At 69.2% G+C, this 20,458-nt stretch carries 20 protein-coding genes; 10 read left to right on the forward strand and 10 right to left on the reverse strand.

Going from position 1 to position 20,458, the window contains the following annotated elements; all coding sequences use genetic code 11:
- Positions 1 to 111: 111 nt before the first annotated feature.
- Entirely contained in the window at positions 112 to 921 is an 810-nt protein-coding gene (locus ACFFGY_RS15110; RefSeq protein WP_377045333.1) for a transporter substrate-binding domain-containing protein, read from the reverse strand.
- Between the two features lie 111 nt (positions 922 to 1,032).
- Here ACFFGY_RS15110 and ACFFGY_RS15115 point away from each other — a divergent pair, with 111 nt between their 5' ends.
- Positions 1,033 to 2,616 carry a UxaA family hydrolase gene (locus ACFFGY_RS15115; RefSeq protein ID WP_377045334.1) on the forward strand — a complete coding sequence of 528 codons (1,584 nt, stop codon included), beginning with the start codon at positions 1,033 to 1,035 and terminating at the stop codon, positions 2,614 to 2,616.
- 15 nt (positions 2,617 to 2,631) lie between these two features.
- Complete coding sequence (locus ACFFGY_RS15120; RefSeq protein ID WP_377045335.1) at positions 2,632 to 3,672, forward strand: GntR family transcriptional regulator; 1,041 nt, start codon at positions 2,632 to 2,634, stop codon at positions 3,670 to 3,672.
- Between the two features lie 27 nt (positions 3,673 to 3,699).
- Here ACFFGY_RS15120 and ACFFGY_RS15125 read toward each other — a convergent pair whose 3' ends face one another.
- Entirely contained in the window at positions 3,700 to 4,602 is a 903-nt protein-coding gene (locus ACFFGY_RS15125) for a GntR family transcriptional regulator (RefSeq protein WP_377045336.1), read from the reverse strand.
- A 182-nt stretch (positions 4,603 to 4,784) separates the two neighbouring features.
- On the opposite strand from ACFFGY_RS15125, the gene ACFFGY_RS15130 reads away from it, so the two are divergent.
- The 6 genes from ACFFGY_RS15130 (at position 4,785) to ACFFGY_RS15155 (ending at position 9,978) form a co-directional block, all read left to right on the forward strand.
- The gene (locus ACFFGY_RS15130; RefSeq protein WP_377045337.1) at positions 4,785 to 5,930 is read left to right on the forward strand and encodes a mannitol dehydrogenase family protein; all 1,146 of its coding nucleotides are present in this window, start codon (positions 4,785 to 4,787) and stop codon (positions 5,928 to 5,930) included.
- Positions 5,927 to 6,610 (forward strand): amino acid ABC transporter permease, encoded by a 684-nt coding sequence (locus ACFFGY_RS15135; protein ID WP_377045338.1) that lies wholly within the window; start codon positions 5,927 to 5,929, stop codon positions 6,608 to 6,610. Before ACFFGY_RS15130 ends, ACFFGY_RS15135 begins: the two co-directional genes overlap by 4 nt.
- Before the next feature lie 13 nt (positions 6,611 to 6,623).
- Positions 6,624 to 7,277, forward strand: a complete 654-nt coding sequence (locus ACFFGY_RS15140) for an amino acid ABC transporter permease (protein ID WP_377045339.1) — start codon at positions 6,624 to 6,626, stop codon at positions 7,275 to 7,277.
- Positions 7,261 to 7,989, forward strand: coding sequence for an amino acid ABC transporter ATP-binding protein (locus tag ACFFGY_RS15145; protein ID WP_377045340.1), 729 nt, complete (start codon positions 7,261 to 7,263; stop codon positions 7,987 to 7,989). Before ACFFGY_RS15140 ends, ACFFGY_RS15145 begins: the two co-directional genes overlap by 17 nt.
- 158 nt (positions 7,990 to 8,147) lie before the next feature.
- A complete protein-coding gene (locus ACFFGY_RS15150; RefSeq protein ID WP_377045341.1) occupies positions 8,148 to 8,939 on the forward strand; it encodes a transporter substrate-binding domain-containing protein in 792 nt (263 codons plus the stop codon).
- Positions 8,940 to 8,967: 28 nt separating this feature from the next.
- Positions 8,968 to 9,978 carry a zinc-binding alcohol dehydrogenase family protein gene (locus ACFFGY_RS15155; RefSeq protein ID WP_377045342.1) on the forward strand — a complete coding sequence of 337 codons (1,011 nt, stop codon included), beginning with the start codon at positions 8,968 to 8,970 and terminating at the stop codon, positions 9,976 to 9,978.
- A gap of 48 nt (positions 9,979 to 10,026) precedes the next feature.
- Here ACFFGY_RS15155 and ACFFGY_RS15160 read toward each other — a convergent pair whose 3' ends face one another.
- The 5 genes from ACFFGY_RS15160 to petA form a co-directional block, all read right to left on the reverse strand.
- A complete protein-coding gene (locus ACFFGY_RS15160; RefSeq protein ID WP_377045343.1) occupies positions 10,027 to 10,461 on the reverse strand; it encodes a GNAT family N-acetyltransferase in 435 nt (144 codons plus the stop codon).
- Positions 10,458 to 11,345, reverse strand: coding sequence for an S-methyl-5'-thioadenosine phosphorylase (locus ACFFGY_RS15165; RefSeq protein ID WP_377045344.1), 888 nt, complete (start codon positions 11,343 to 11,345; stop codon positions 10,458 to 10,460). The genes ACFFGY_RS15160 and ACFFGY_RS15165 overlap by 4 nt, the downstream gene beginning before the upstream one ends.
- A 133-nt stretch (positions 11,346 to 11,478) precedes the next feature.
- Entirely contained in the window at positions 11,479 to 12,246 is a 768-nt protein-coding gene (locus ACFFGY_RS15170) for a cytochrome c1 (protein WP_377045345.1), read from the reverse strand.
- A complete protein-coding gene (locus tag ACFFGY_RS15175) occupies positions 12,246 to 13,523 on the reverse strand; it encodes a cytochrome b (RefSeq protein ID WP_377045346.1) in 1,278 nt (425 codons plus the stop codon). The genes ACFFGY_RS15170 and ACFFGY_RS15175 overlap by 1 nt, the downstream gene beginning before the upstream one ends.
- Before the next feature lie 71 nt (positions 13,524 to 13,594).
- Positions 13,595 to 14,221, reverse strand: coding sequence for a ubiquinol-cytochrome c reductase iron-sulfur subunit (gene petA / locus ACFFGY_RS15180; RefSeq protein ID WP_377045347.1), 627 nt, complete (start codon positions 14,219 to 14,221; stop codon positions 13,595 to 13,597).
- Between the two features lie 242 nt (positions 14,222 to 14,463).
- On the opposite strand from petA, the gene hemF reads away from it, so the two are divergent.
- Positions 14,464 to 15,369 (forward strand): oxygen-dependent coproporphyrinogen oxidase, encoded by a 906-nt coding sequence (hemF, locus tag ACFFGY_RS15185; protein WP_377045348.1) that lies wholly within the window; start codon positions 14,464 to 14,466, stop codon positions 15,367 to 15,369.
- Positions 15,370 to 15,551: 182 nt separating this feature from the next.
- Here the strand turns inward: hemF and ACFFGY_RS15190 are convergent, their stop codons facing one another.
- From ACFFGY_RS15190 to ACFFGY_RS15200, 3 genes are read right to left on the reverse strand one after another with little or no spacing between them, the layout of a single operon-like run.
- Positions 15,552 to 16,631: a Gfo/Idh/MocA family protein gene (locus tag ACFFGY_RS15190; protein WP_377045349.1), complete on the reverse strand. Its 1,080-nt coding sequence runs from the start codon at positions 16,629 to 16,631 to the stop codon at positions 15,552 to 15,554.
- 36 nt (positions 16,632 to 16,667) lie between these two features.
- Positions 16,668 to 17,708 (reverse strand): Gfo/Idh/MocA family protein, encoded by a 1,041-nt coding sequence (locus ACFFGY_RS15195; RefSeq protein ID WP_377045350.1) that lies wholly within the window; start codon positions 17,706 to 17,708, stop codon positions 16,668 to 16,670.
- Positions 17,701 to 18,996 carry an ABC transporter substrate-binding protein gene (locus ACFFGY_RS15200; protein WP_377045351.1) on the reverse strand — a complete coding sequence of 432 codons (1,296 nt, stop codon included), beginning with the start codon at positions 18,994 to 18,996 and terminating at the stop codon, positions 17,701 to 17,703. Before ACFFGY_RS15200 ends, ACFFGY_RS15195 begins: the two co-directional genes overlap by 8 nt.
- A gap of 173 nt (positions 18,997 to 19,169) precedes the next feature.
- Here ACFFGY_RS15200 and ACFFGY_RS15205 point away from each other — a divergent pair, with 173 nt between their 5' ends.
- Positions 19,170 to 20,405 (forward strand): Gfo/Idh/MocA family protein, encoded by a 1,236-nt coding sequence (locus ACFFGY_RS15205; RefSeq protein WP_377045352.1) that lies wholly within the window; start codon positions 19,170 to 19,172, stop codon positions 20,403 to 20,405.
- Positions 20,406 to 20,458 lie beyond the last annotated feature (53 nt).

A 20,458-nucleotide genomic window follows, 5' to 3' on the forward strand; every position in this document is an offset into this window, starting at 1 on the left:
CCGGCGCCGTCAGGGCGCGCCTGTACGATGGACCCGGCGCTGAGCGGCACCGGCCGCCCGCGGAACCGTAGAATGGCTGCTGCCGGCGGGGATCACCCGCCGGCGGCCGCCTCAGCGCAGCATCTCGGCCGGCAGCGGCGTGCCGAAGTAGCGGGTGTAGACCTCGTTGAGCCGCCCGTTCTTCAGGTTCTTGCCCACCCAGTCGTCGAGCCAGGCCTTGAGCTCCGGCTGGTCCTTGCGCAATCCGATGGCGTAGGGATAGGCCGCCAGCACGAACTTCTGCTCGACGTTGCGCGACGGGTTGGCGCGGTTGACCTCGCGGATCACGCTGGGCGCCGCCACGAGGTAGTCCTGCTGGCCCGAGGCCACGGCGGCGTTGGTGGTGGCGTCGTCGTCGTAGCGTACCACGCTGATGCCGGCATTGGCGCGCGCCGCGCGGGTCAGTTCCTGGTCGCTGGTGGTGCCGCGGGTCACGGCGACGGTCTTGCCGACCAGGTCCGTCACGCTGCTCAGCGCCGTGCCCTTGGGGGCGCCCACCATCACCGGCACCACGCCGTAGGGGGCGGAATAGTCGATCACCTTGCGCCGCTCCTCGGTGATCGAGAAGGAGGCGAGCACCAGGTCGGCCTTGTTGGTGAGCAGGAAGGGCACGCGGTTGGGCCCGTTCACCGGCACGATCTCGAGTTTCACGCCGAGGTCCCGGGCCAGCAGCGTCGCGGCCTCCACGTCCGAGCCGGTGGGCTTGGTTTCGGCGTCGAGCATCCCGTAGGGCGGCGCCGTGAGGTCGATGGCCGCGCGCAGCGTGCCGCGGGCCTTGATGGTGTCGGGGGTTTCCGCCCGTGCCGCCCGGCTGCCGAGACCCAGCCCGCCGACCACCGCCAGCCCCAGCGCGGCGCGGCCCAGGCTTCTGCGATCCATCATAACGCTTCCCTTCGGTTCATTGCTTGCCCGCAGCGGTATCAGCATTGGCTTTTGCCTGCAACGACCATAAACTGATGGCAACAGACCAACAGAGGTCTTCCGGAGGTTCCCTTGTCCGCCACCATCGACCCCGTCGCACCCAGTTCCGTGGCCCCGGCCAGCGCCGCCGCCCGCCCGCCCGTCGCCATCCTGCTCAACCCGGCCGACGACGTGGCCGTGGCCTGCGTGGAGCTCGCAGCCGGGCAGGACAGCGGCATCAACGGCGTCCGCCCGCTGACCGCCGTGCCGCGCGGCCACAAATTCGCCCTGCACCCGATCGCGGCGGGCAAGCCGGTGATGAAGTACGGGCAGATGATCGGCTTCGCGCGCCAGGACATCGCGGCGGGCGAGCACGTCCACACCCAGAACCTCGCGATGGGCGAAACGGCGTTGCAGCATGAGTTCTGCGTCGACGCGCGCGACCCCGTGCCGGTGCCGGCCGGGCAGGAAGCGAGCTTCATGGGCTACCTGCGTCCCGACGGGCGGGTGGGCACGCGCAACTACATCGCCATCGTGTCGTCGGTGAACTGCTCGGCCACGGTGTCGCGGGCGGTGGCGGACCACTTCAACAACAAGGGCGGACTCGACGGCTTCCCCAACGTGGACGGGGTGATCGCGCTGACCCATGGCGGCGGCTGCGCCATGAACACCAAAGCCGAGGGCTACCGCTTCCTGACGCGCGTGCTGGCGGGCTACGCCACCAACCCCAACGTGGCGGGTGTGGTGATGATCGGCCTGGGCTGCGAGACCAACCAGATCCCGGCGATCCTGGAAGCGCACGGGCTGCGGGAAGGCGAGTTCTTCCGCACCATGACCATCCAGAACACCGGCGGCACCCGCGCCACCATCGCCGCGGCGCGCGAGGCCATCGAGGCGATGCTGCCGGCGGTGAACGCCCAGGTTCGCACGCCGCAGCCGGTGTCGGGCCTGACGGTGGCGCTGGAATGCGGCGGTTCCGACGGGTATTCGGGCATCACCGCCAACCCGGCGCTGGGCTATGCCGCCGACCTGATCGTGCGGCACGGCGGCACGGCGGTGCTGTCGGAAACCCCTGAGATCTACGGCGCCGAGCACCTGCTGACCCGCCGCGCGGCCAGCCCCGCGGTGGCGCAGAAGCTGCTGGACCGCATCGAGTGGTGGCGCGGCTATGCCGAGCGTGGCGAGGCGGAGCTCGACAACAATCCCTCGCACGGCAACAAGGTCGGCGGCCTCACCACCATCCTGGAAAAGTCGCTGGGTGCCGTGGCCAAGGGTGGCGCGTCGCGCCTGGAGGCCGTGTACGAGTATGCCGAGCCGATCACGACCCATGGCTTCGTGTTCATGGACACGCCCGGCTACGACCCCGCGGCGGTGACCGGCCAGGTGGCGGGCGGCTGCAACATGGTGTGCTTCACCACGGGGCGCGGCTCGACTTCGGGCTTCAAGCCCGCGCCCACCATCAAGATCGCCACCAACACGCCGATGTTCGAGCACATGCGCGACGACATGGACATCAACTGCGGCGGCATCCTGACGGGCGAGGAAACCATCGAGCAGGCGGGCGAGCGGATGTTCCGCCACATCCTGGCCGTCGCCTCGGGCCAGAAGACGTTGAGCGAGGAGTTCGACTACGGCGACAACGAGTTCGTGCCCTGGCACGTCGGCGCGATCATGTAAGGCGGGAGCGGCGGCTTGGACGGCGGAGCGGCAGTTCCAGGGGCGATCCCGGGCGCGGTTCCGGGCACGCCCGGCGCCCCGGCCTATGAGCAGGTGGCGGGCGTGCTGCGCGCGGCGATCGCGGAAGGGCGGCTGCCGCCCGGCACCGTGATCCGCGAAGGGGCGCTCGCCACCCTGCTGCGCGCCGGCCGCTCGCCCGTCCGCCACGCGCTGTCGCGGCTGCTGGCGGAAGGACTGCTGCAGCGCCGCGACGGGCGCGGGCTGGTGGTCGGCTCCGCGGCCGGGTCCTCCGCGTCTTGCGACCTCAGCGCCGCCACGCTCGGCCTGGGGGATGCGCCGGCCACGCTGGGCCGGACCGCCAACTGGCGCCGCGTCTACGACGTGGTGGAGCGCGACCTCGTGCTCCGCTCCGTGCTGGGCTGCTTCCGGGTCAACGAGCTGGAGCTGGCTCGTTTCTACGGGATCGGCCGCTCGGTCGCGGCGCAGGTGCTGCTGCGGGCCGAGGCGCTGGGGCTGATCACCAAGCGCGACACCGGGCACTGGTTCATCGTGCCGCTCGACGAACAGCGCCTCGATAACCTGTATGCCCTGCGGATCCTGCTGGAAGGCGCGGCCGTCGCGGAAGCGGCGCTGCGCGTGCCGGAGGATGTGCTGGATGGCATGTGGCAGCGTTCCACCGCCGCGCGCGAGGCCTACCCGCAGGTCACGGCGCACCAGCTCGACGTGCTGGAGCATGACCTCCATGTGGACGCGCTCGGCTGGGCGCCCAATCCGGAACTGCTGGACGCGCTGGGCCGGACGCGCTGCGTGATCCTGAGCAGCAAGCACCTGCTCGGCGAAGGCGTGCGCTACCCGGCCGACGATCCTTTCCTGGAGGAACACGCGGCCGTGCTGGCGGCGCTGCGGCGGCGCGACGGGGCGGAAGCGCAGCGGGCGATGGTGGCGCACCTGCGCTCGGCGCAACGCAAGGTGTCGGCGCGGCTGAGCAGCTTCCGCGCGAGCTTCGACGCCCCTGCCCTCCCCTACCTGTCCGCCGCGGACAGCCGCGCCGGCTGAGCCGGTCGCGGGCAGCCCGCCCCACCCTCAGCCGCCGAGCGGGCCGACCCGGATCGAGCGCAGCAGGGTTTCGCGGGCGGTGCGCAGGTGCGCCAGGCAGGCCTCGTCGATCGCCTGAGGATCACGGCTGCGCAGCGCCTCGATGTAGCGGAGGTGCTCGCCGATCGCGACGGCGTTGCGCTCCTGCTCGTCGCGCTTGTTCCACTGGTAGTGGTAGTGGAAGATCATCGCCAGCAGCGCGTAATGCTCCACGATGAAGCGGTTGTGCGAGGCGTCGTGGATGAGGCGATGGAAACGCTCGTCCAGCGACGAGAACTCCCGGTAGCGCTCCTCGATCTCCCCCAGCAGGGTCCGGTGCTCCCGCTCCAGCGTGGCGAGCTCCGCCCAGGCCGGCGCCTCCGGCGGCAGGGCCGCGAAGCGTCGGGCCGAGCGCAGCTCGAACATCTCGCGCAGTTCGTAGACCTCGGCCGCGAACTCCTCGGTGATGCCGCGAAACATCCAGTTGCCGCCCGCCCGCCGTTCCAGCAGACCGAAATGCCGGAAATGGCTCAGGTACTCGCGGATCGCGGTGTTGGAGGTGCCGAACTGCCGCGCCAGCTCGGCGATCCGGATCACCTGTCCCGGCCGGCAGTCGCCCAGCAGCACCCACTGCATGAAGCGGCGCTCCACCAGCGCTGCGGCGGTTTCCGTTTGCGCTTCCGGGAAATAGTCGCCGGGCACGGGGCTGCGCCCGAGGCACAGGCGCCCTTCCTGCGACCGCAGGATCCCGGCCTCCACCAGCGGCGGCAGCACCGCGCGCACCGTGGTGCGGCTGACCTCCAGCCGTGCCGCCAGGGCGAGTTCGCTGCCCAGCACCTCGCCCGGGGCCATGCGCGACAGCAGGCCGAGGCAGCGGTTGTGCGCGGCGCGGCGGACCGTGCTGCTCCTCATGGGGCCTTCAGCAAGGGGCGGCCCCGGGCCCGCCGTGACGTTCCATGCCCATCCTCCGATTCAGCCTTGCAAGCGGGATGTTCTTAATGTTTAAAAATCTATAAGACGACTAACTTATAAAAGACAAGACGGGAGGGTGCGGTGGCGGACCAGGGGAAACAGCTGTTGCGGGATGCCGCGGCTTGAGCGGGCAGATCATCCAGTTCGGCACCAGCCGCTTCCTCCAGGCCCACGTGGCCTTCTTCGCGCATGAAGCGCGCGAGTCTGGACAGCATGTCGGTCCGATCACCGTGGTGCAGACCTCCGGCTCGGCCGAGCGGGCCGGGCGCGTGGACGCCTTCGGCACGCCCTACACCGTGATCCTGCGCGGCAGCGAGAACGGCCAGGCGGTTGAGCGCCGGACCACCGTCCGCAGCATCGCGGGCGGCCTCGCTGCCAGCCGGGACTGGGCGGCGCTGGTGGCGCTGTTCGCCGGCGACGCGGAGTTCGTCGTGTCCAACACCGGCGACCGCGGCTACGAGGTCGCCGCGGAAGACCGCTCCGCCGCGCTGCTGGAGGGCGGGGTGCCGCGCTCCTTTCCGGGCAAGCTCACCGCGCTGCTGTGGGAGCGCTGGCGCCGTGGCGGCCGGCCGCTGACGATCCTGCCCTGCGAGCTCATCCCCCGGAACGCGGCGGTGCTGCACGGGCTGGTGCGGGAACTGGCCGATGCGGCCGGTGCGCCGGATGGCTTCCGCGACTGGCTCGACACCTTGGTGATCTGGGCCGACACGCTGGTGGACCGGATCGTGTCCGAGCCGCTGGACCCGATCGGCGCCGTGGCCGAGCCCTACGCGCTGTGGGCCATCGAGGCGCGGCCCGGGCTGGTGCTGCCCTTCACCCACCCGGCTGTGGTGGTGACTGAGGCGCTGGAGCCCTTCGAGCGGCTGAAGCTGCACATCCTCAACCTGGGCCACACGGTGCTGGCGGATCTCTGGCTGCGCGACCGCCGGCCGGAGGGCGAAACGGTGCGCGCGATCCTGAATGACGACGCCGTCCGCGAAGAACTGCTGCGGCTTTACCGCGACGAGGTCCTGCCCGGCTTCGCCCGGCACGGCATGGGCGAGGACGCGGAGCGCTACGTCGCCACCACGATGGACCGCTTCCGCAACCCCTTCCTGGACCATCGCCTCGCCGACATCGCGGGCAACCACGCCGCCAAGGTCGAGCGCCGGCTGGGTGCCTTCCGAGACTGGGTGGCGACCGCGCCCGGCGCGCCGCTGCCGATGCCCGGCATCGAGGCGGTGATCGCGCGGCAGACTGCCCCGGAACTCGTGGGAGGCGCCGCGTGACCTACCAGTTCGACTTCTCGGCGCTGCTGCCCTACTGGCCGGAGTTCCTCCAGGGCGTCTGGCTGACGGTGCAGCTGTCGGCGCTGTCCACCGTGCTGGGCTTCGTGCTCGGCACGTTCTGCGCCATCGGGCGCGCCAGCGGCCCGCCCTGGGTGCAGCGCATCGTCGGCGTCTACGTCGAGACGATCCGCAACACGCCGCTGCTGGTGCAGGTCTTCCTGGTGTATTTCGGCATCGCCACGCTAGGCATCCGCATCCCCGCCAACGCGGCGGCGGTGATCGCGCTGGTGGTCAATGTCGGCGCCTATACCTGCGAGATCGTGCGCGCCGGCATCGAGTCCGTGCACAAGGCGCAGCTCGAGGCCGCGGAATGCCTCGGCATGAGCCGGGCGCAGATCTACTGGTACGTGATCCTCCGCCCCGCGATCGAGCGCGTGTATCCGGCGCTGACCAGCCAGTACGTGCTGCTGATGCTGGCCTCCTCGATCACCTCGCAGATCTCGGCCGAGGAGCTGACGGCGGTGGCGAACCGCATCCAGAGCGACACCTTCCGCTCCTTCGAAACCTATATCGCGGTGGGCCTGCTCTACATCGTGCTGAGCTTCTTGGTGCGGGGTCTCCTCTGGGCCTTCGGGCAGCTCGTCTTCACCCGCCGCCGACGCCTCGGCACGGCGCTCTGAGGGAGGACGGATCATGCCAAGTTTCGGTTGGGTTCACTTCGTCTTCCTGCTGCAGGCCGCCCTCTGGACGCTGGCGCTCTCGGCCATCGCCTGCATTGGCGGCGGTCTGCTGGGCTTCGGCGTGGCGATGGCGCGCATCTCGCCCAGTCGCGTCGTGCGGGCGATCGCCATCTGCTACGTGCAGGTGGTGCAGGGCACGCCGCTGCTGGTGCTGCTGTTCCTGTTCTACTTCGGCTTCAGCGTCTTCGGCCTCGAAGGGCTGCCGGCGCTGGTGGCCGCGGGGGCGGGCCTCGTGATCTATTCCTCCGCCTTCCTGGGCGAGATCTGGCGCGGCGCGATCCAGTCGGTCGCCAAGACGCAGTGGGAAGCGGCGGAATGCCTGGCGATGTCGTCCTGGCAGCGCATGACGCGGGTGATCCTGCCCCAGGCCATGCGCATCGCGACGGCGCCCACGGTAGGCTTCCTGGTGCAGATCGTGAAGAACACCTCGCTCGCCTCGGTGGTCGGCTTCGTGGAGCTGTCGCAGGCCGGCAAGCTCATCAACAACTCCACCTTCCAGCCCTTCCTCGTCTTCATCGTGGTGGCCGCGATCTACTTCGCCATCTGTTACCCGCTCTCATCCTGGAGCCGTGGTCTCGAAAGGAAGCTCAATGTCGGCCGTCGTTAAGCTGTCGCACGTCAACAAGAGCTTCGGCCCGCTGCAGGTGCTGCGCGACGTGAGCTTCGAGGTGAACCGCGGCGAGGTCGTGGCGGTGATCGGCCAGTCCGGCTCGGGCAAGTCCACGGCGCTGCGCTGCATGAACGCGCTGGAAACCATCCAGGGCGGCGAGATCGAGGTTTGCGGCCACAAGGTGCACAGCGACAAGCTGGACCGCCGCGCGCTGCGCCGCGACGTCGGCATCGTGTTCCAGAGCTACAACCTGTTCCCGCACCTCACCGTCGAGCAGAACATCATGCTGGCGCCGACCTGCGTGAAGAAGCTGCCGAAGGGGGAGGCGCGCGACATCGCGCATCGCTGCCTGAGCGATGTGGGCCTGGCGGAAAAGGCCGGCAGCTATCCGGAGCAGCTGTCGGGCGGGCAGCAGCAGCGCGTGGCCATCGCGCGCAGCCTCGCAATGCAGCCCAAGGTGATGCTGTTCGACGAGGTGACCTCGGCGCTCGACCCGCAGCTGACGGGCGAGGTGCTGAAGGTGATCGAGGACCTCGCCCGCAACGGCATGACCATGATCCTGGTGACGCACGAGATGGCCTTCGCGCGGAAGGTAGCCAACACCGTGATCTACATGAACCAGGGCGTGGTCTGGGAAACCGGGCCGGCCGCACTGCTGGATGATCCGCAGACGCCGGAGCTGCGCGGCTTCGTCGGCACGGGCCTTTGACGCTTCGCCGCGGCGGTCAGCGCTGCGGCGGCACGGCTTCGCGGCCGGTGATGCGGCCGCCAGGTTCCGGCACCGGTGCGGGCGATGCCCCGGTGCCCATCTCGATTTGACGTGAAGGCTGGCGGGGCCCCTGCCCCGCCGAGGACAAGGAAAACACCATGAACCGCAGGACATTCCTGGGTGCCGCCGGAATCGCGGCCGCGGCCGCCGCCGGCATCGCGCGGCCCGCCCGGGCCGACGGGCTCGACGCCATCAAGGCGCGCGGCAAGCTGCTGATCGCGGTGGACCTCGGCTCCCCGCCCTTCGGCATGAACGACGCCTCGATGCAGCCCACCGGCTCGGACGTCGAAACGGCGAAGCTGCTGGCCGCCGACTGGAAGCTGCCGCTCGAGATCGTGCAGGTGACCAGCCCCAACCGCGTGCCGGTACTGCTCACCGGCAAGGCGGACATGGTGATCGCTTCCTTCAGCGTGAACGAGGAGCGGCAGAAGGTCATCGACTTTTCCGACCCCTACGGCGTGATCCAGGCGGTGATCGCGGCGCCCAAGGACATGGCGATCAAGGGCTACGAGGACCTGGTGGGCAAGCGCGTCGGCACCACGCGCGGCAGCACCAACGACAAGGAAGGCACCACCCGGGCGCAGGGCGCGACGATGGTGCGCTTCGACGACGACGCGACGCTGGTGGCGGCGCTGGCCTCGGGGCAGATCGACATCATGGCGACCTCGCCGCAGATCATGGCCGCCGCCAACAGCCGCGGCCCGAAGGATCCCTTCGAGATCAAGATCGTGATGCGGACCTTCCCCTACGCCATCGGCATCCGCAAGGGCGAGGCGAAGCTGCAGGCGGCGTTGAACGAGTGGGTCCACATGAACCTGCGCAACGGCAAGCTGAACGACATCTACAAGCGCTACAACGGGGCCGAACTGCCGGCCGAGATGCTGAGCTGACGTGGCTGGCGGGAACGGGAGCCTGAACATGAAGGCGGTGATCTGCGAGGAACCCGGGCGGCTGGCGGTGATCGACCGCCCGCGGCCCGAGCCTGCGGCGGGCGAGGTGCTGGTGCGCATCCGCCGCGTCGGGATCTGCGGCACGGACTACCACATCTTCGGCGGCAAGCAGCCCTTTCTCGCCTATCCGCGCGTCATGGGGCACGAGCTGTCGGGCACCGTGGAGCAGGTGCCTGCCGGCAGCGCGCTGCGGCCCGGGCAGAACGCCTACGTCGTCCCCTACCTGAGCTGCGGGCACTGCGCCGCCTGCCGCAAGGGCTTCACCAACGCCTGCCAGAACATCCGCGTGCTGGGCGTGCACTGCGACGGCGGCATGGCGGAGTACCTCTGCGTGCCGGAAGGCAACGTCGTGCCGGTCGACAACATCTCGCTCGACGACGCGGCGACGATCGAGTTCCTGGCGATCGGCGCGCACGCGGTGAAGCGCGGCGCGGTGACGGCGCAGGACCGGGTGCTGGTGGTGGGCTCCGGCCCCATCGGCATGGCGGCCATCATCTTCAGCAAGGCGCGCGGCGCCGATGTCACGGTGATGGACGTGCGCGAGAACCGTCTCGCCTTCACGGTCGAGCACCTGGGCGCGGACCGCACCCTGCTGGTGGGCGACGACGCGGAAGCGCGGGTCGGCGCACTGACCGGGGGCGACGGCTTCGACGTGGTGTTCGACGCCACCGGCAATGCCCGGGCGATGAGCCGCGGCCTCAACTTCGTCGGGCATGGCGGTCGCTACGTGCTGATCAGCGTGGTGCGCGACGACATCGCCTTCCCCGATCCCGAGTTCCACAAGCGCGAAACCACGCTCTTCGCCAGCCGCAACGCGCAGCCGGACGACTTCGCCGAGGTCGTGCGTCAGATGGAAGCGGGCAAGGTGCCCACGGGGGCGCTGCGCACGCATACCGGCGCGCTGACGGATGCGCCGCAGCTGTTCACCGAATGGCTGCGGCCCGAGGCCGGGGTGATCAAGGCCATCCTGGAGGTGTGAGAACCGCGGGCCGGCGACCCCGGCCCGCACCTCCACTCTTCCTGCGCGTCAGTCCAGGTCGCGGTGGAAGCGCAGGCTTTCCTGCCGAAAACCCGTCGCGTGGTAGAAAGCCTGCGCCCCCAGCCGCGCGGCGCCGGTGGTCAGTTCCAGCCGGCCGCAGCCCCAGTCCCGCGCCTGTTGGACCGCGGCCTCGACCAGTTGCCGGCCGACGCCCCTGCCCTGCGCCGCCTCGGCCACGGCCAGGGTGGTGATGCGGGCCTCGCGCTGCACCCGGTGCAGCATCCGCGTATGGGTGAGCGCCAGCACGCCCAGCAACGGCGCTCCCGCCGCCTCACCGTCCTGCGCGACCAGCACGCACAGGGCCGGGTCGTTCTCGATCAGGTCGCGCACGCCGGAGGCCGGAACCTCCCGTCCCAGCACCGCGATCAGCGGCACCAGGGCGGCGGCGTCCTCCGCGGTCGCGGGGCGGATGGTAACGGTCACGCGCGGTTCAGCACGCGGCCGGCCACGGCGTCGAGCTTGGCGACCAGCGCCGGGTCGCGCTTCTCAGGCGGCGTGATCAGCGCCATCTCCAGCGCCCGGTCGCAGCCCTGCGGGCAAGGGCCGCGCGGCTTGCCCAGCGCCGGGATCACCGCCTTGACCAGCGCCTTGGCCTTGTCGGCATTGGCTTGCATGACCTTGATCACGGCGTCCACGGTGACGTGGTCGTGGTCCGGGTGCCAGCAGTCGAAATCGGTGACCATGGCCACCGTGGCGTAGCAGAGCTCCGCCTCGCGGGCGAGCTTGGCCTCGGGCATGTTGGTCATGCCGATCACGTCGCAGCCCCAGGCGCGGTACAGCTCGCTCTCGGCCTTGGTGGAGAACTGCGGACCTTCCATCACCAGGTAGGTGCCGCCGCGCTTGTGCGGGATCTGCAGGTCGCGCAGCGCCGCTTCCGCCGCGTCGCCCAAGCGGGCACAGACCGGGTGCGCCATGGAGACGTGGGCCACGAGGCCGGTCTCGAAGAAGCTCTTCTTGCGGGCGAAGGAGCGGTCGATGAACTGGTCCACCACCACGAAATGGCCGGGCGGCAGGTCACCGTTGAGGCTGCCCACGGCCGAGATCGACAGCACCTCGGTCACGCCGGCGCGCTTCAGCACGTCGATATTGGCGCGGTAGTTCAGCTCGCTGGGCGGCACGCGGTGGCCGCGGCCGTGGCGGGGCAGGAAGACGCAGCGCACGCCGTCGAGGCGGCCGGTCAGAACCTCGTCCGAGGGCTCGCCCCAAGGGCTCTCGATGCGGCGCCACTGCCGGTCCTCCAGCCCGTCGATGTCGTAGAGGCCGGAACCTCCGATCACGCCGATCACGGGCTCGATGAGGTCGGACATGGAACACTCCGGGGTTCAGGGGCCGGGGAGAGGCCAGGGTCAGGAAGGGGCACGAACGGAAACGGCCGCGCTGGATGCGCGGCCGCTGCATAACCCGGGATCGCCCGCGGGCGCCATGCCCGCCGCGCCCCGCTCAGTGCAGGTCCGCCCAGACCTTGCGCTTCACCGCGTAGGCGAGGCCGGCGAGGATCACCAGGAAGATCACCACCTTGATGCCCAGCGCGCGCCGGACCTCGAGGTTCGGCTCGGCGGCCCAGGCCAGAAAGGTCGCGACGTCGTGCGCCATCTGGTCCGCGGTGGCCTTGGTGCCGTCGGCGAACTGCAGCTGGTCGTCGTTCAGCGGCGGCGGCATGCCGATCAGGTGGCCGGGAAAGTACTTGTTGTAGTGCATGCCCTCCGGCACGTGGACGTCGGCCGGCGGGTCCTCGTAGCCGATCAGCAGGGCGTGGACGTAGTCGGCCCCGCCCTCGCGCGCCTTGACCATCACCGACAGGTCGGGCGGCAGCGCGCCGCCATTGGCGTTGCGCGCCGCGTTCTCGTTGGCGAACGGCGCGCGGAAGCGGTCGGACACGCGGCCGGGACGCTGTTCCACCACACCGGCGTCGTTGGGCGCGGCATCCACCTGAACCGAGGCGGCGATCCCCTCCACCATGCTCATCGGCAGGCCGATCTGCGTCAGGTTGCGGTAGGACAGCTGGTGCAGCGAGTGGCAGTTGGAGCAGACCTGCAGGTAGACCTGCGCGCCCCGCTGCGCCGCGGCCCGGTCAAAGGTGCCGATCGGGCTCTCGAAGGAGAAGTGGCCGCTCGGGAGCTCGATCTCCCCGTGCTCCTGCGCCCAGGCAGCGGCGGGAGCCAAGGCGAGAGCGGCCGCCAGGACCGCTCCCTTCCACGAACGCGGCATCACGCCTTCTCCATCGGGTTGCCGGCGGCACCGGCCGGCAGCGGTCCGCCGCCGCGTCGCAGCACGGGCTCGCTGATGCTTTGCGGCAGCGGCAGGGGCTTTTCCAGCCGTGCCAGCAGCGGCAGCAGCACCAGGAAGTACAGGAAGTAGTAGGCGGCGGCCACGCGGCCGATCGTGACGTAGGGCTCCTCGGGCGGCTTGCCGCCGACCCAGAGCAGCACGAAGAAGGAGATGACCCAGGCGAAGAAGAAGGGACGCGCCAGCGGCCGGAAGCGCATGGACCGCACCGGTGAGCCGTCGAGCCAGGGCAGCACGAACAGGATGGCGATGGAGCCGAACATCAGGATCACGCCGCCGAGCTTGTTCGGCACCGCGCGCAGGATCGCGTAGAAGGGCAGGAAGTACCATTCCGGCACGATGTGCGGCGGCGTCACCAGCGGGTTGGCCGGGATGTAGTTGTCGGCATGGCCCAGGTAGTTCGGCGCGAAGAACACCAGGATGGCGAAGACCAGGAAGTAGACCACGAGGCCCACGCTGTCCTTGGCGGTGTAGTAGGGGTGGAAGGGGATGGTGTCCTGCGGCCCCTTCGGCTGGATGCCCAGCGGGTTGTTGGAGCCCACGATGTGCAGCGCCGCGATATGAAGGAACACCACGCCCGCGATCATGAAGGGCAAGAGGTAGTGCAGCGAGAAGAAGCGGTTCAGCGTGGGATTGTCCACCGCGAAGCCGCCCCATAGCCAGGTCACGATATGCTCGCCGACCAGGGGAATGGCCGAGAACAGGTTGGTGATCACCGTGGCGCCCCAGAAGGACATCTGACCCCAGGGCAGCACGTAGCCCATGAAGGCGGTGGCCATCATCAGGAGGAACAGCACCACGCCCAACATCCACAGCAGCTCGCGCGGGGTCTTGTAGGAACCGTAGTAGAGGCCGCGATAGATGTGGATGTAGACCACGATAAAGAACATCGAGGCGCCGTTGGCGTGCGCGTAGCGCAGCAGCCAGCCGTAGTTCACGTCGCGCATGATGCGCTCGACGCTGTCGAAGGCCAGGTTGGCGTTGGGCGTGTAGTTCATCGCCAGGAAGATGCCGGTGGCCATCATGATGGCCAGCGTCACCATCGCCATGGCGCCGAAGTTCCAGAAGTAGTTGAAGTTCTTCGGCGTCGGGAAGGAGCCGTACTCCTTCTGCATCATCGTGAGGATGGGCAGGCGCTGGTCGACCCAGCGCAGCACGGGGTTCTTGACGTCGCTTTCGATCAGGCCAGGGGCGGCCATGGGGTGCTCCTAAATCCTGGGCGTTGTTGCGGCGGCACGGGTGGATGGCGGTCCCGCATCGTGCAGGCCGCTCAACCGATGCGGATCTTGGTGTCGCCGGTGAAGGCGTAGGTGGGCACGGCGAGGTTCAGCGGCGCTGGTCCCTGTCGGATGCGGCCAGAGGTGTCGTAGGCGCTGCCGTGGCAGGGGCAGAACCAGCCGCCGAAGGGTCCGCGCGGGTCGGTCTGCTTCTGGCCCAGCGGCACGCAGCCGAGATGGGTGCAGATGCCCACCACGATCAGCCACTGGTCCTTGCCCGGCTTCACGCGGCTCTGGTCGGTCTGGGGGTCGCGCAGCTCGCCGACCGGAACCGCCTCGGCGGCTTTGATCTCCTCGGCCGTGCGGTGGCGCACGAAAACGGGCTTGCCGCGCCAGACCACCGTGATCGACTGCCCCTCGGCCACGGGCGCCAGGTCCACGTCGGTGGTGGACAGCGCCAGGGTGTCGGCGGCGGGGTTCATCGACTTGATCAGCGGCCAGGCGATCGCGCCCGCCCCCACCAGCGCGAAGGCGCCGGCGGACAGCTTCAGGAAATCGCGGCGCCCGTCGGGGGACTGGTGAACCGGCGGCAGGCCGGGCCGTTCGCTCTGGGTCTTGGCCGAGCCCGTCAGTCCGGGGATCGACCCCGATGCTCCGGCGGTTGCCAGTTGTTCGGCCATGCGTTCCGTCGCCCCACGTCGAATACCTGGTGTGTCCGGCGTTCCGTCCCGCCGCCCGGCAGTCCGGGGCGACATGGAGGACCGGCAACCATTGTTGTAATAACCCGATCCGCGCGAAATGAAACCGCGTCAAGGGAGTGCCGGGCGCCTGCGCGACCTCCCCTGCCGTTTGATATCTTATAAATCTTTGTGACGGAGGGTGGCAACGCCCGCTGCCGCGAAGCAACACACGGCGTGCCATAATGACATCACCCCCCTCCCCTGCCTCCGACAGCCTCGCCGGCCGTCCCCTGGCCGCGCCCGCCCGCGCCTGGTTCGAGACGCTGCGCGACAGGCTCTGCGCCAGCTTCGAGCGCATCGAGGACGAGCTGGAGGGCGGCCCCCACGGCGCCCTGCCGCCCGGGCGCTTCGAGCGCACCGCCTGGGACCGGCCCCAGGGCGGCGGCGGCGTGATGTCGGTGATGCGCGGCCGGGTCTTCGAGAAGGTGGGCGTCAACGTGTCCACGGTCTGGGGCGAGTTCTCGCCGGAGTTCCGCCGCAACATCCCCGGCGCCGAGGAGGACCCGCGATTCCTCGCCACCGGTGTGTCGCTGGTGTCACATATGCGATCCCCCCGCGTACCGGCGGCGCACATGAACACGCGCTTCATCGTCACGAATCGGGGCTGGTTCGGCGGCGGCGGCGACCTGACCCCGATGGTGCCCGAGGCGCCCGAGGCCCAGGAGGACGCGCGGAGCTTCCACGCCGCCTTCCAGCGCGCCTGCGACCGTCACGACCCCGGCTACTACCCCCGCTTCAAGGCCTGGTGCGACGAGTACTTCTTTCTGCCGCACCGCAACGAGCCGCGGGGCCTGGGCGGCATCTTCTACGACTGGCTGGGGCGCGACGACGCGGCGGATCGCCTGCCGGAGCACTTCAGCTTCACGAAGGACGTCGGCGAGGCGTTCCTCGAGGCCTATCCGGCGATCGTGCGCCGCCGGATGCACGAGCCCTGGACGGAAGCGGAGCGCGAGCACCAGCTGGTCCGGCGCGGCCGCTACGTCGAGTTCAACCTGATCCACGACCGGGGCACGCTGTTCGGCCTGCGCACCGGCGGCAATACCGAGGCCATCCTGATGTCCATGCCGCCGGAAGTGCGCTGGCCCTGACCGGCGCCGCCAGTGAGGGCAGACCATCCGGCCGCGTGACGGGTGGCTGACGTACGCCGGCGGTTCGTCGCACCGACGGCGCGCAAGTCATTCTGCGTCGGCGGTGCGCGGGTCGATCTTCGCGCCAGCGGCCCGGGTTGAGCTTCTTGCGGCGGCGCGCGGGCAGCGCGCCGCCCCCGTGCTCAGGCGGCCTGGTCGGTCGGTCGCCAGGAGCGGTACTTCGGGTGATCCCCCGAGATCGGCATCGTCACGCGCGTGCCGCTGTCGGCCGAATGGTAGATCGCCGTCAGCAGCTCCAGCGACCGGCGCGCATCGGCCAGCGTCACCGGCAGGGGGCCATTGCTGTCGAGCGCGTCGGCATAGGCGCCCATCTGCCCCTGGAAGCGCGACGGGATCGGCTGCCAGTCGCGCAGCGCCTCCTCCACCCGCGCCTTCGCGGCATCGTCGCGCGGCGTGAACTTCCACGGGTCGAGCCCGGGGTTGTAGGGGCTGAGCGTGCTTTCCATCGTGACGTTCTCGAAGCACAGCCGCAGCCGGGTGATCTGCTCGAAGGAGCCCACCGTCACCGCCAGCGACACCAGCGCGCCGCTCTGCATCCGCAGGTTGGCGATGGCGCAGTCCTCGACCTCGATGGTGTTCACCCGCGTCGCGATCTCGGCCGACACGGTGGCGACCTCGCCCATCAGCCCGGTCATCAGGTCATGCGTGTGGATCGCGTGCGTCAGCAGCGTGCCGCCGAGCTCGGTGTCCCACTTCCCGCGCCACGGCACGGCGTAGTAGTCCGGGCCGCGGAACCAGGAGGTTTCCGCCGTGGCGAGGTAGGGCTTGCCGGCCACGCCGGTGCGGATCAGGTGCTGCGCCTTGCCGTAGCCATCGCCCCAGCGGTACTGGAAGATCGGCATGACGCGGCCGCGCGCCTCGCGCTCGGCGGCGATGATCTCGTCCACCTGGGCGAGGTTGCCCACCAGCGGCTTCTCGCAGATCACGTCCTTGCCGACCCGCAGCGCCGCGGTGACCATCGCGTAGTGGACGCCCGGCGGCGTGCACACGTCGATGATGTCGATATCGGCCATGCCCAGCACCTCGTCGAAGGAGGTGGTGCGGCGCGGGATGCCGAACTCGTCAGCGAACTTGTTCAGGCGCTCCTCGTTCAGGTCGCAGACCGCGAGGACCTGAAACCGGTCGCGATGGTTGTTGTAGCCTTCGAGCATGTGGTTGCGGCCGATGCCGCAGCCCACGATGGCAACGTTACGCACGGACATTCCTGGGTTCTTCCGCCTGTTCCTGTGTGGCCGTTCTCAGCGCGACACGCGCGCGTTCCGCTCCGCCATTTCCTGGGCGGCCAGGGCGAGTTCCATGGCCTTGAAGCAGTGCGCCTGCGTCATCGCCGTTTCGGTGCGGTCGCGGATATCGGCCGCCAGCTGGTGCCCGAAGGGCAGTTCCACGCCCGAGCAGTCGATCCGGTGCACGCCCTTGCGATCCACCAGCAGCAGGTGGTCGGTGCCCGGGTGCCCGTCGATGTCCACGTATTTGCGCAGCTCGATGTAGCCCTCGGTGCCCAGGATGGTCAGGCGGCCGTCGCCCCAGGTCGGCAGCCCGTCGGGCGTGTACCAGTCGACCCGGATATAGCCGGTGACGCCGGGGGCCCGCAGGTGCAGGTCACCGAAGTCTTGGAAATCCGGCAGGTCGGGGTTGGCGCGGTTGCCCACCGTGGCGGACAGCACCTCCACCTCCAGCGTGTCGGCGAAGAACAGGAACTGCTCGCACTGGTGGCTGGCGATATCGGCCAGCGGGCCGCCGTTGCGGTCGGTGCGGAAGAACCAGTCCGGCCGGTCGGGCTTGCGGATGCGGTGCGGGCCGAGACCCACGGTGTTCACCACCTGGCCGATGGCGCCGGCGCGCACCAGCTCCCCGGCCTTGACGGTGGAGCGCGTTTCGAAGTGCTCGGAATACAGGATCGAGAAGATGCGCCCGGTTTCCGCCTGGACCTTCCGCACCTCCGCCAATTCCGACAGCGTCAGCATCCCCGGCTTGTCCACCAGGAAGTCCTTGCCGTGCCGCATCACCTCGATGCCCAGCGCAGCGCGGTCGCCCGGAACGATGGAGCTGACCACCAGCGCGATGGAGCGATCCTCGAGGATGCGCTGCCGGTCATCCACGCGCGGGATCTGCGGGAAGGCCTTGCTGAACTCCGCGGCGAGGTCGTCCTCGGGCGCGAAGAAGCCCACCGGTTCCCCGCCCGCGCGCAGCATCGCGCGCACCTGGCCGTAGATGTGGTTGTGGTTGATGCCGATCACGCCGAAGCGGAAGCCGCCCATGGCCCGGTTCTCCTCAGCCACGATCCAGCACGTCCTTGGCGTCCGACACGAACTGCGCCGCGGCCTCGCGCGGCTTCATGCGGCCGAAGCCCACGAGTTCGTTGAAGCGACGGAGCGACAGGGCGATCTCGCCGGCCCCTTTCGGCGGCGGCGGCGGGTTGTCGCCCATCCGGCTCGACACGAGGTCGATGTAGTCCACCTGCGCCTTGCTGATCGGCTCCAGGCTGTCGGCGATGGCCGCGCGCTGCGCCTTGGAGGCCGGCACGCCGCGCTCCACGCCCAGCACCTTGCCGGCTTCCGGGTCGGTCACGCAGAAATCCACGAAGCGCGCCGCTTCCTCCAGCCGCTGCGACCGCGCGTAGATGCTGAGGAACATGGAGGGCTTCAGGTACTGCCCGGGCTTGGCGCCGGCGCCGATGTTGGGGATCATGGTGATCGCCAGCGGGTCGCGCGACAGCTGCTGATAGGCCACGAGCTGGTTGGAATGCGGGAAGTCCAGCGCCGCCTTGCCCAGCGAGAGCGAGCTGGTTTCCACGGAGTCCTTGTAGGCGGCGGCGACGTCGGCGGGCGGGATGGCCTTCCGCTGCCGCATCTCGTGCCACATCGTCAGCCAGGCCTCGATGTCGCCCGCGTCGAAGCCCAGCTTCTCGTCGGCGGTGTAGAGCTGCTTGCCGCGCTGGCGGAGATAAATCTCCAGGATGGCCTCGCGCATGCCCGAATCCGACACGCCGTAGTAGTCGCTGCGGCCCGACTTCTTGGTCATCTCCTCGCCGATGGCGGCGAGCTGGTCCCAGGTGGTGTCAGCATTGGGCGGCGCCACGCCGGCGGTCTCGAAGGCCTTGGTGTTGTACACCGTACCGGCGGAGTTGGAGCCGAAGTTCACGCCGTAGAGCTTGCCGTTCACCCGGCCGACATCGGTGGCCTGCGGGCCGAAATCGGTGATGTCGAGGATCTTGGGCATGAAGGGGTCGAAGGCCGCCAGCGTGCCGCGACGTGCGTACTCGAACAGGTAGCGGTAATCCATCTGGATCACGTCGGGTGCGTTGCGCCCCACCACCTGCGTCGCGAGCTTGGGCCAGTAGTCGCTCCAGCCCAGGCTCTCGCCGTCCACCGTCGCGCCGGGGTGCGACTTCGCGTAAAGCTCGTTCACGCGCATCGTGCGGTCGGAACGCTCCTTGGAGCCCCACCACAGCAGGCGCACCCGGTTCGACGCCTGTGACCAGGAGGGCGCGGAGCCCGTCGGGCCCAGCAGAGTGGACAAGGTTGCGACGCTGAGCCCTGCCTGCAGCAGGTGCCTTCTCTTGAGCATATTGTCCTCCCGCGACGGCTCATGTCCGTCGGGCTTCATTGACCGATAGTCTGCGGCAGGACTGCGGAAAATGGAAGCTGCGACTTGCAATTTCAGATGGCAATGAGGGATGCTGCACGGCGAAGCGCAGCCCAGCGAACGCGGCTGCGCCGACGGAATTCAAGGGAATGTCCATGCTACAGAGTTACGAGGCACGACAGCGGATTGCCCTCGTCGGAACCGGTCATCGCGGGACCGGGATGTGGGGAACGGAGCTGATGTCGCGGATGGGTCCGCAGCTCGACCTCGTGGGGCTGTGCGACCTCAACGAGATGCGCGCCCACCGCTCCCAGAACATCATCGGCACCAACGCGCCGGTCTTCACCGACTTCGACGCGATGCTGCGCGAGGTCCGGCCGCAGACCGTGATGGTCTGCACCCAGGACGACAGCCATGACGAGCTGATCGTGCGTTCCCTGGAAGCCGGGGTGGACGTGATCACCGAGAAGCCGATGTGCACCACGGCCGCCAAGGCCCGGCGCATCCTCGACGCCGAGAAGCGGACCGGGCGCAAGGTGAACGTCGCCTTCAACTACCGCTACGCCCCCTTTGGCGCGAAGCTGAAGGAGTTGCTGCTGTCGGGCGTGATCGGCGAGATCGTGTCGGTGGACTTCCACTGGTACCTGAACACCCGCCACGGCTCCGACTATTTCCGCCGCTGGCACGCCTATGAGCGGAACTCGGGCACCCTCTTCGTGCACAAGGCGACGCACCATTTCGACCTGCTGAACTGGTACATCGCCAGTGACCCGAAGGAAGTGTTCGCCCGCGGACAGTTGCGCCACTACGGCCATAACGGTCCGTTCCGCGGACCGCGCTGCAAGATCTGCCCGCACAAGGACGAGTGCAACTTCTACATGGACATCTCGGCCGATCCTCGGCTGGAGGCCCTGTACGAGGATCCTTCGCGCGAGGACGGCTACGTCCGCGATGCCTGCGTGTTCCGCGAGGACATCGACATCTACGACACCATGAGTGCCTCGCTCACCTACGAGAACGGCGTGCAGGTGAGCTACTCGCTCAATGCCTGCATGCCGATCGAGGGGCACCACCTGGCCTTCAACGGCCGCAAGGGCCGGCTGGAGATCCGCCACCGCGAAACCCAGCCCTTCGCCATCCCGGAATACGACGAGATCCTGGTGATGCCGAACTTCGGAGAGGCCGAGCGCATCCGCATTCCGCGCGAGCACGGCGGCCACTTCGGCGGCGACAAGCGGCTGCAGGCGATGCTGTTCGACCCCAACATGCCCGATCCCCTGCACCAGCGCGCCGGTGCACGGGCGGGTGCGCTGTCGGTGCTCTGCGGCGTGGCCTCGGTCGAGAGCGTGAAGACCAACCGCCCGGTGGCGATCGCGGCGCAGCTGGACTGAAAAACGAAGCCCGGGCGGCACTGCTGCCGCCCGGGCTCAAGGAGGTGTGGGAC

It is taken from the genome of Roseomonas elaeocarpi (genome assembly GCF_042433915.1).
GTDB classification, from domain to species: Bacteria; Pseudomonadota; Alphaproteobacteria; order Acetobacterales; family Acetobacteraceae; genus Roseomonas; species Roseomonas elaeocarpi.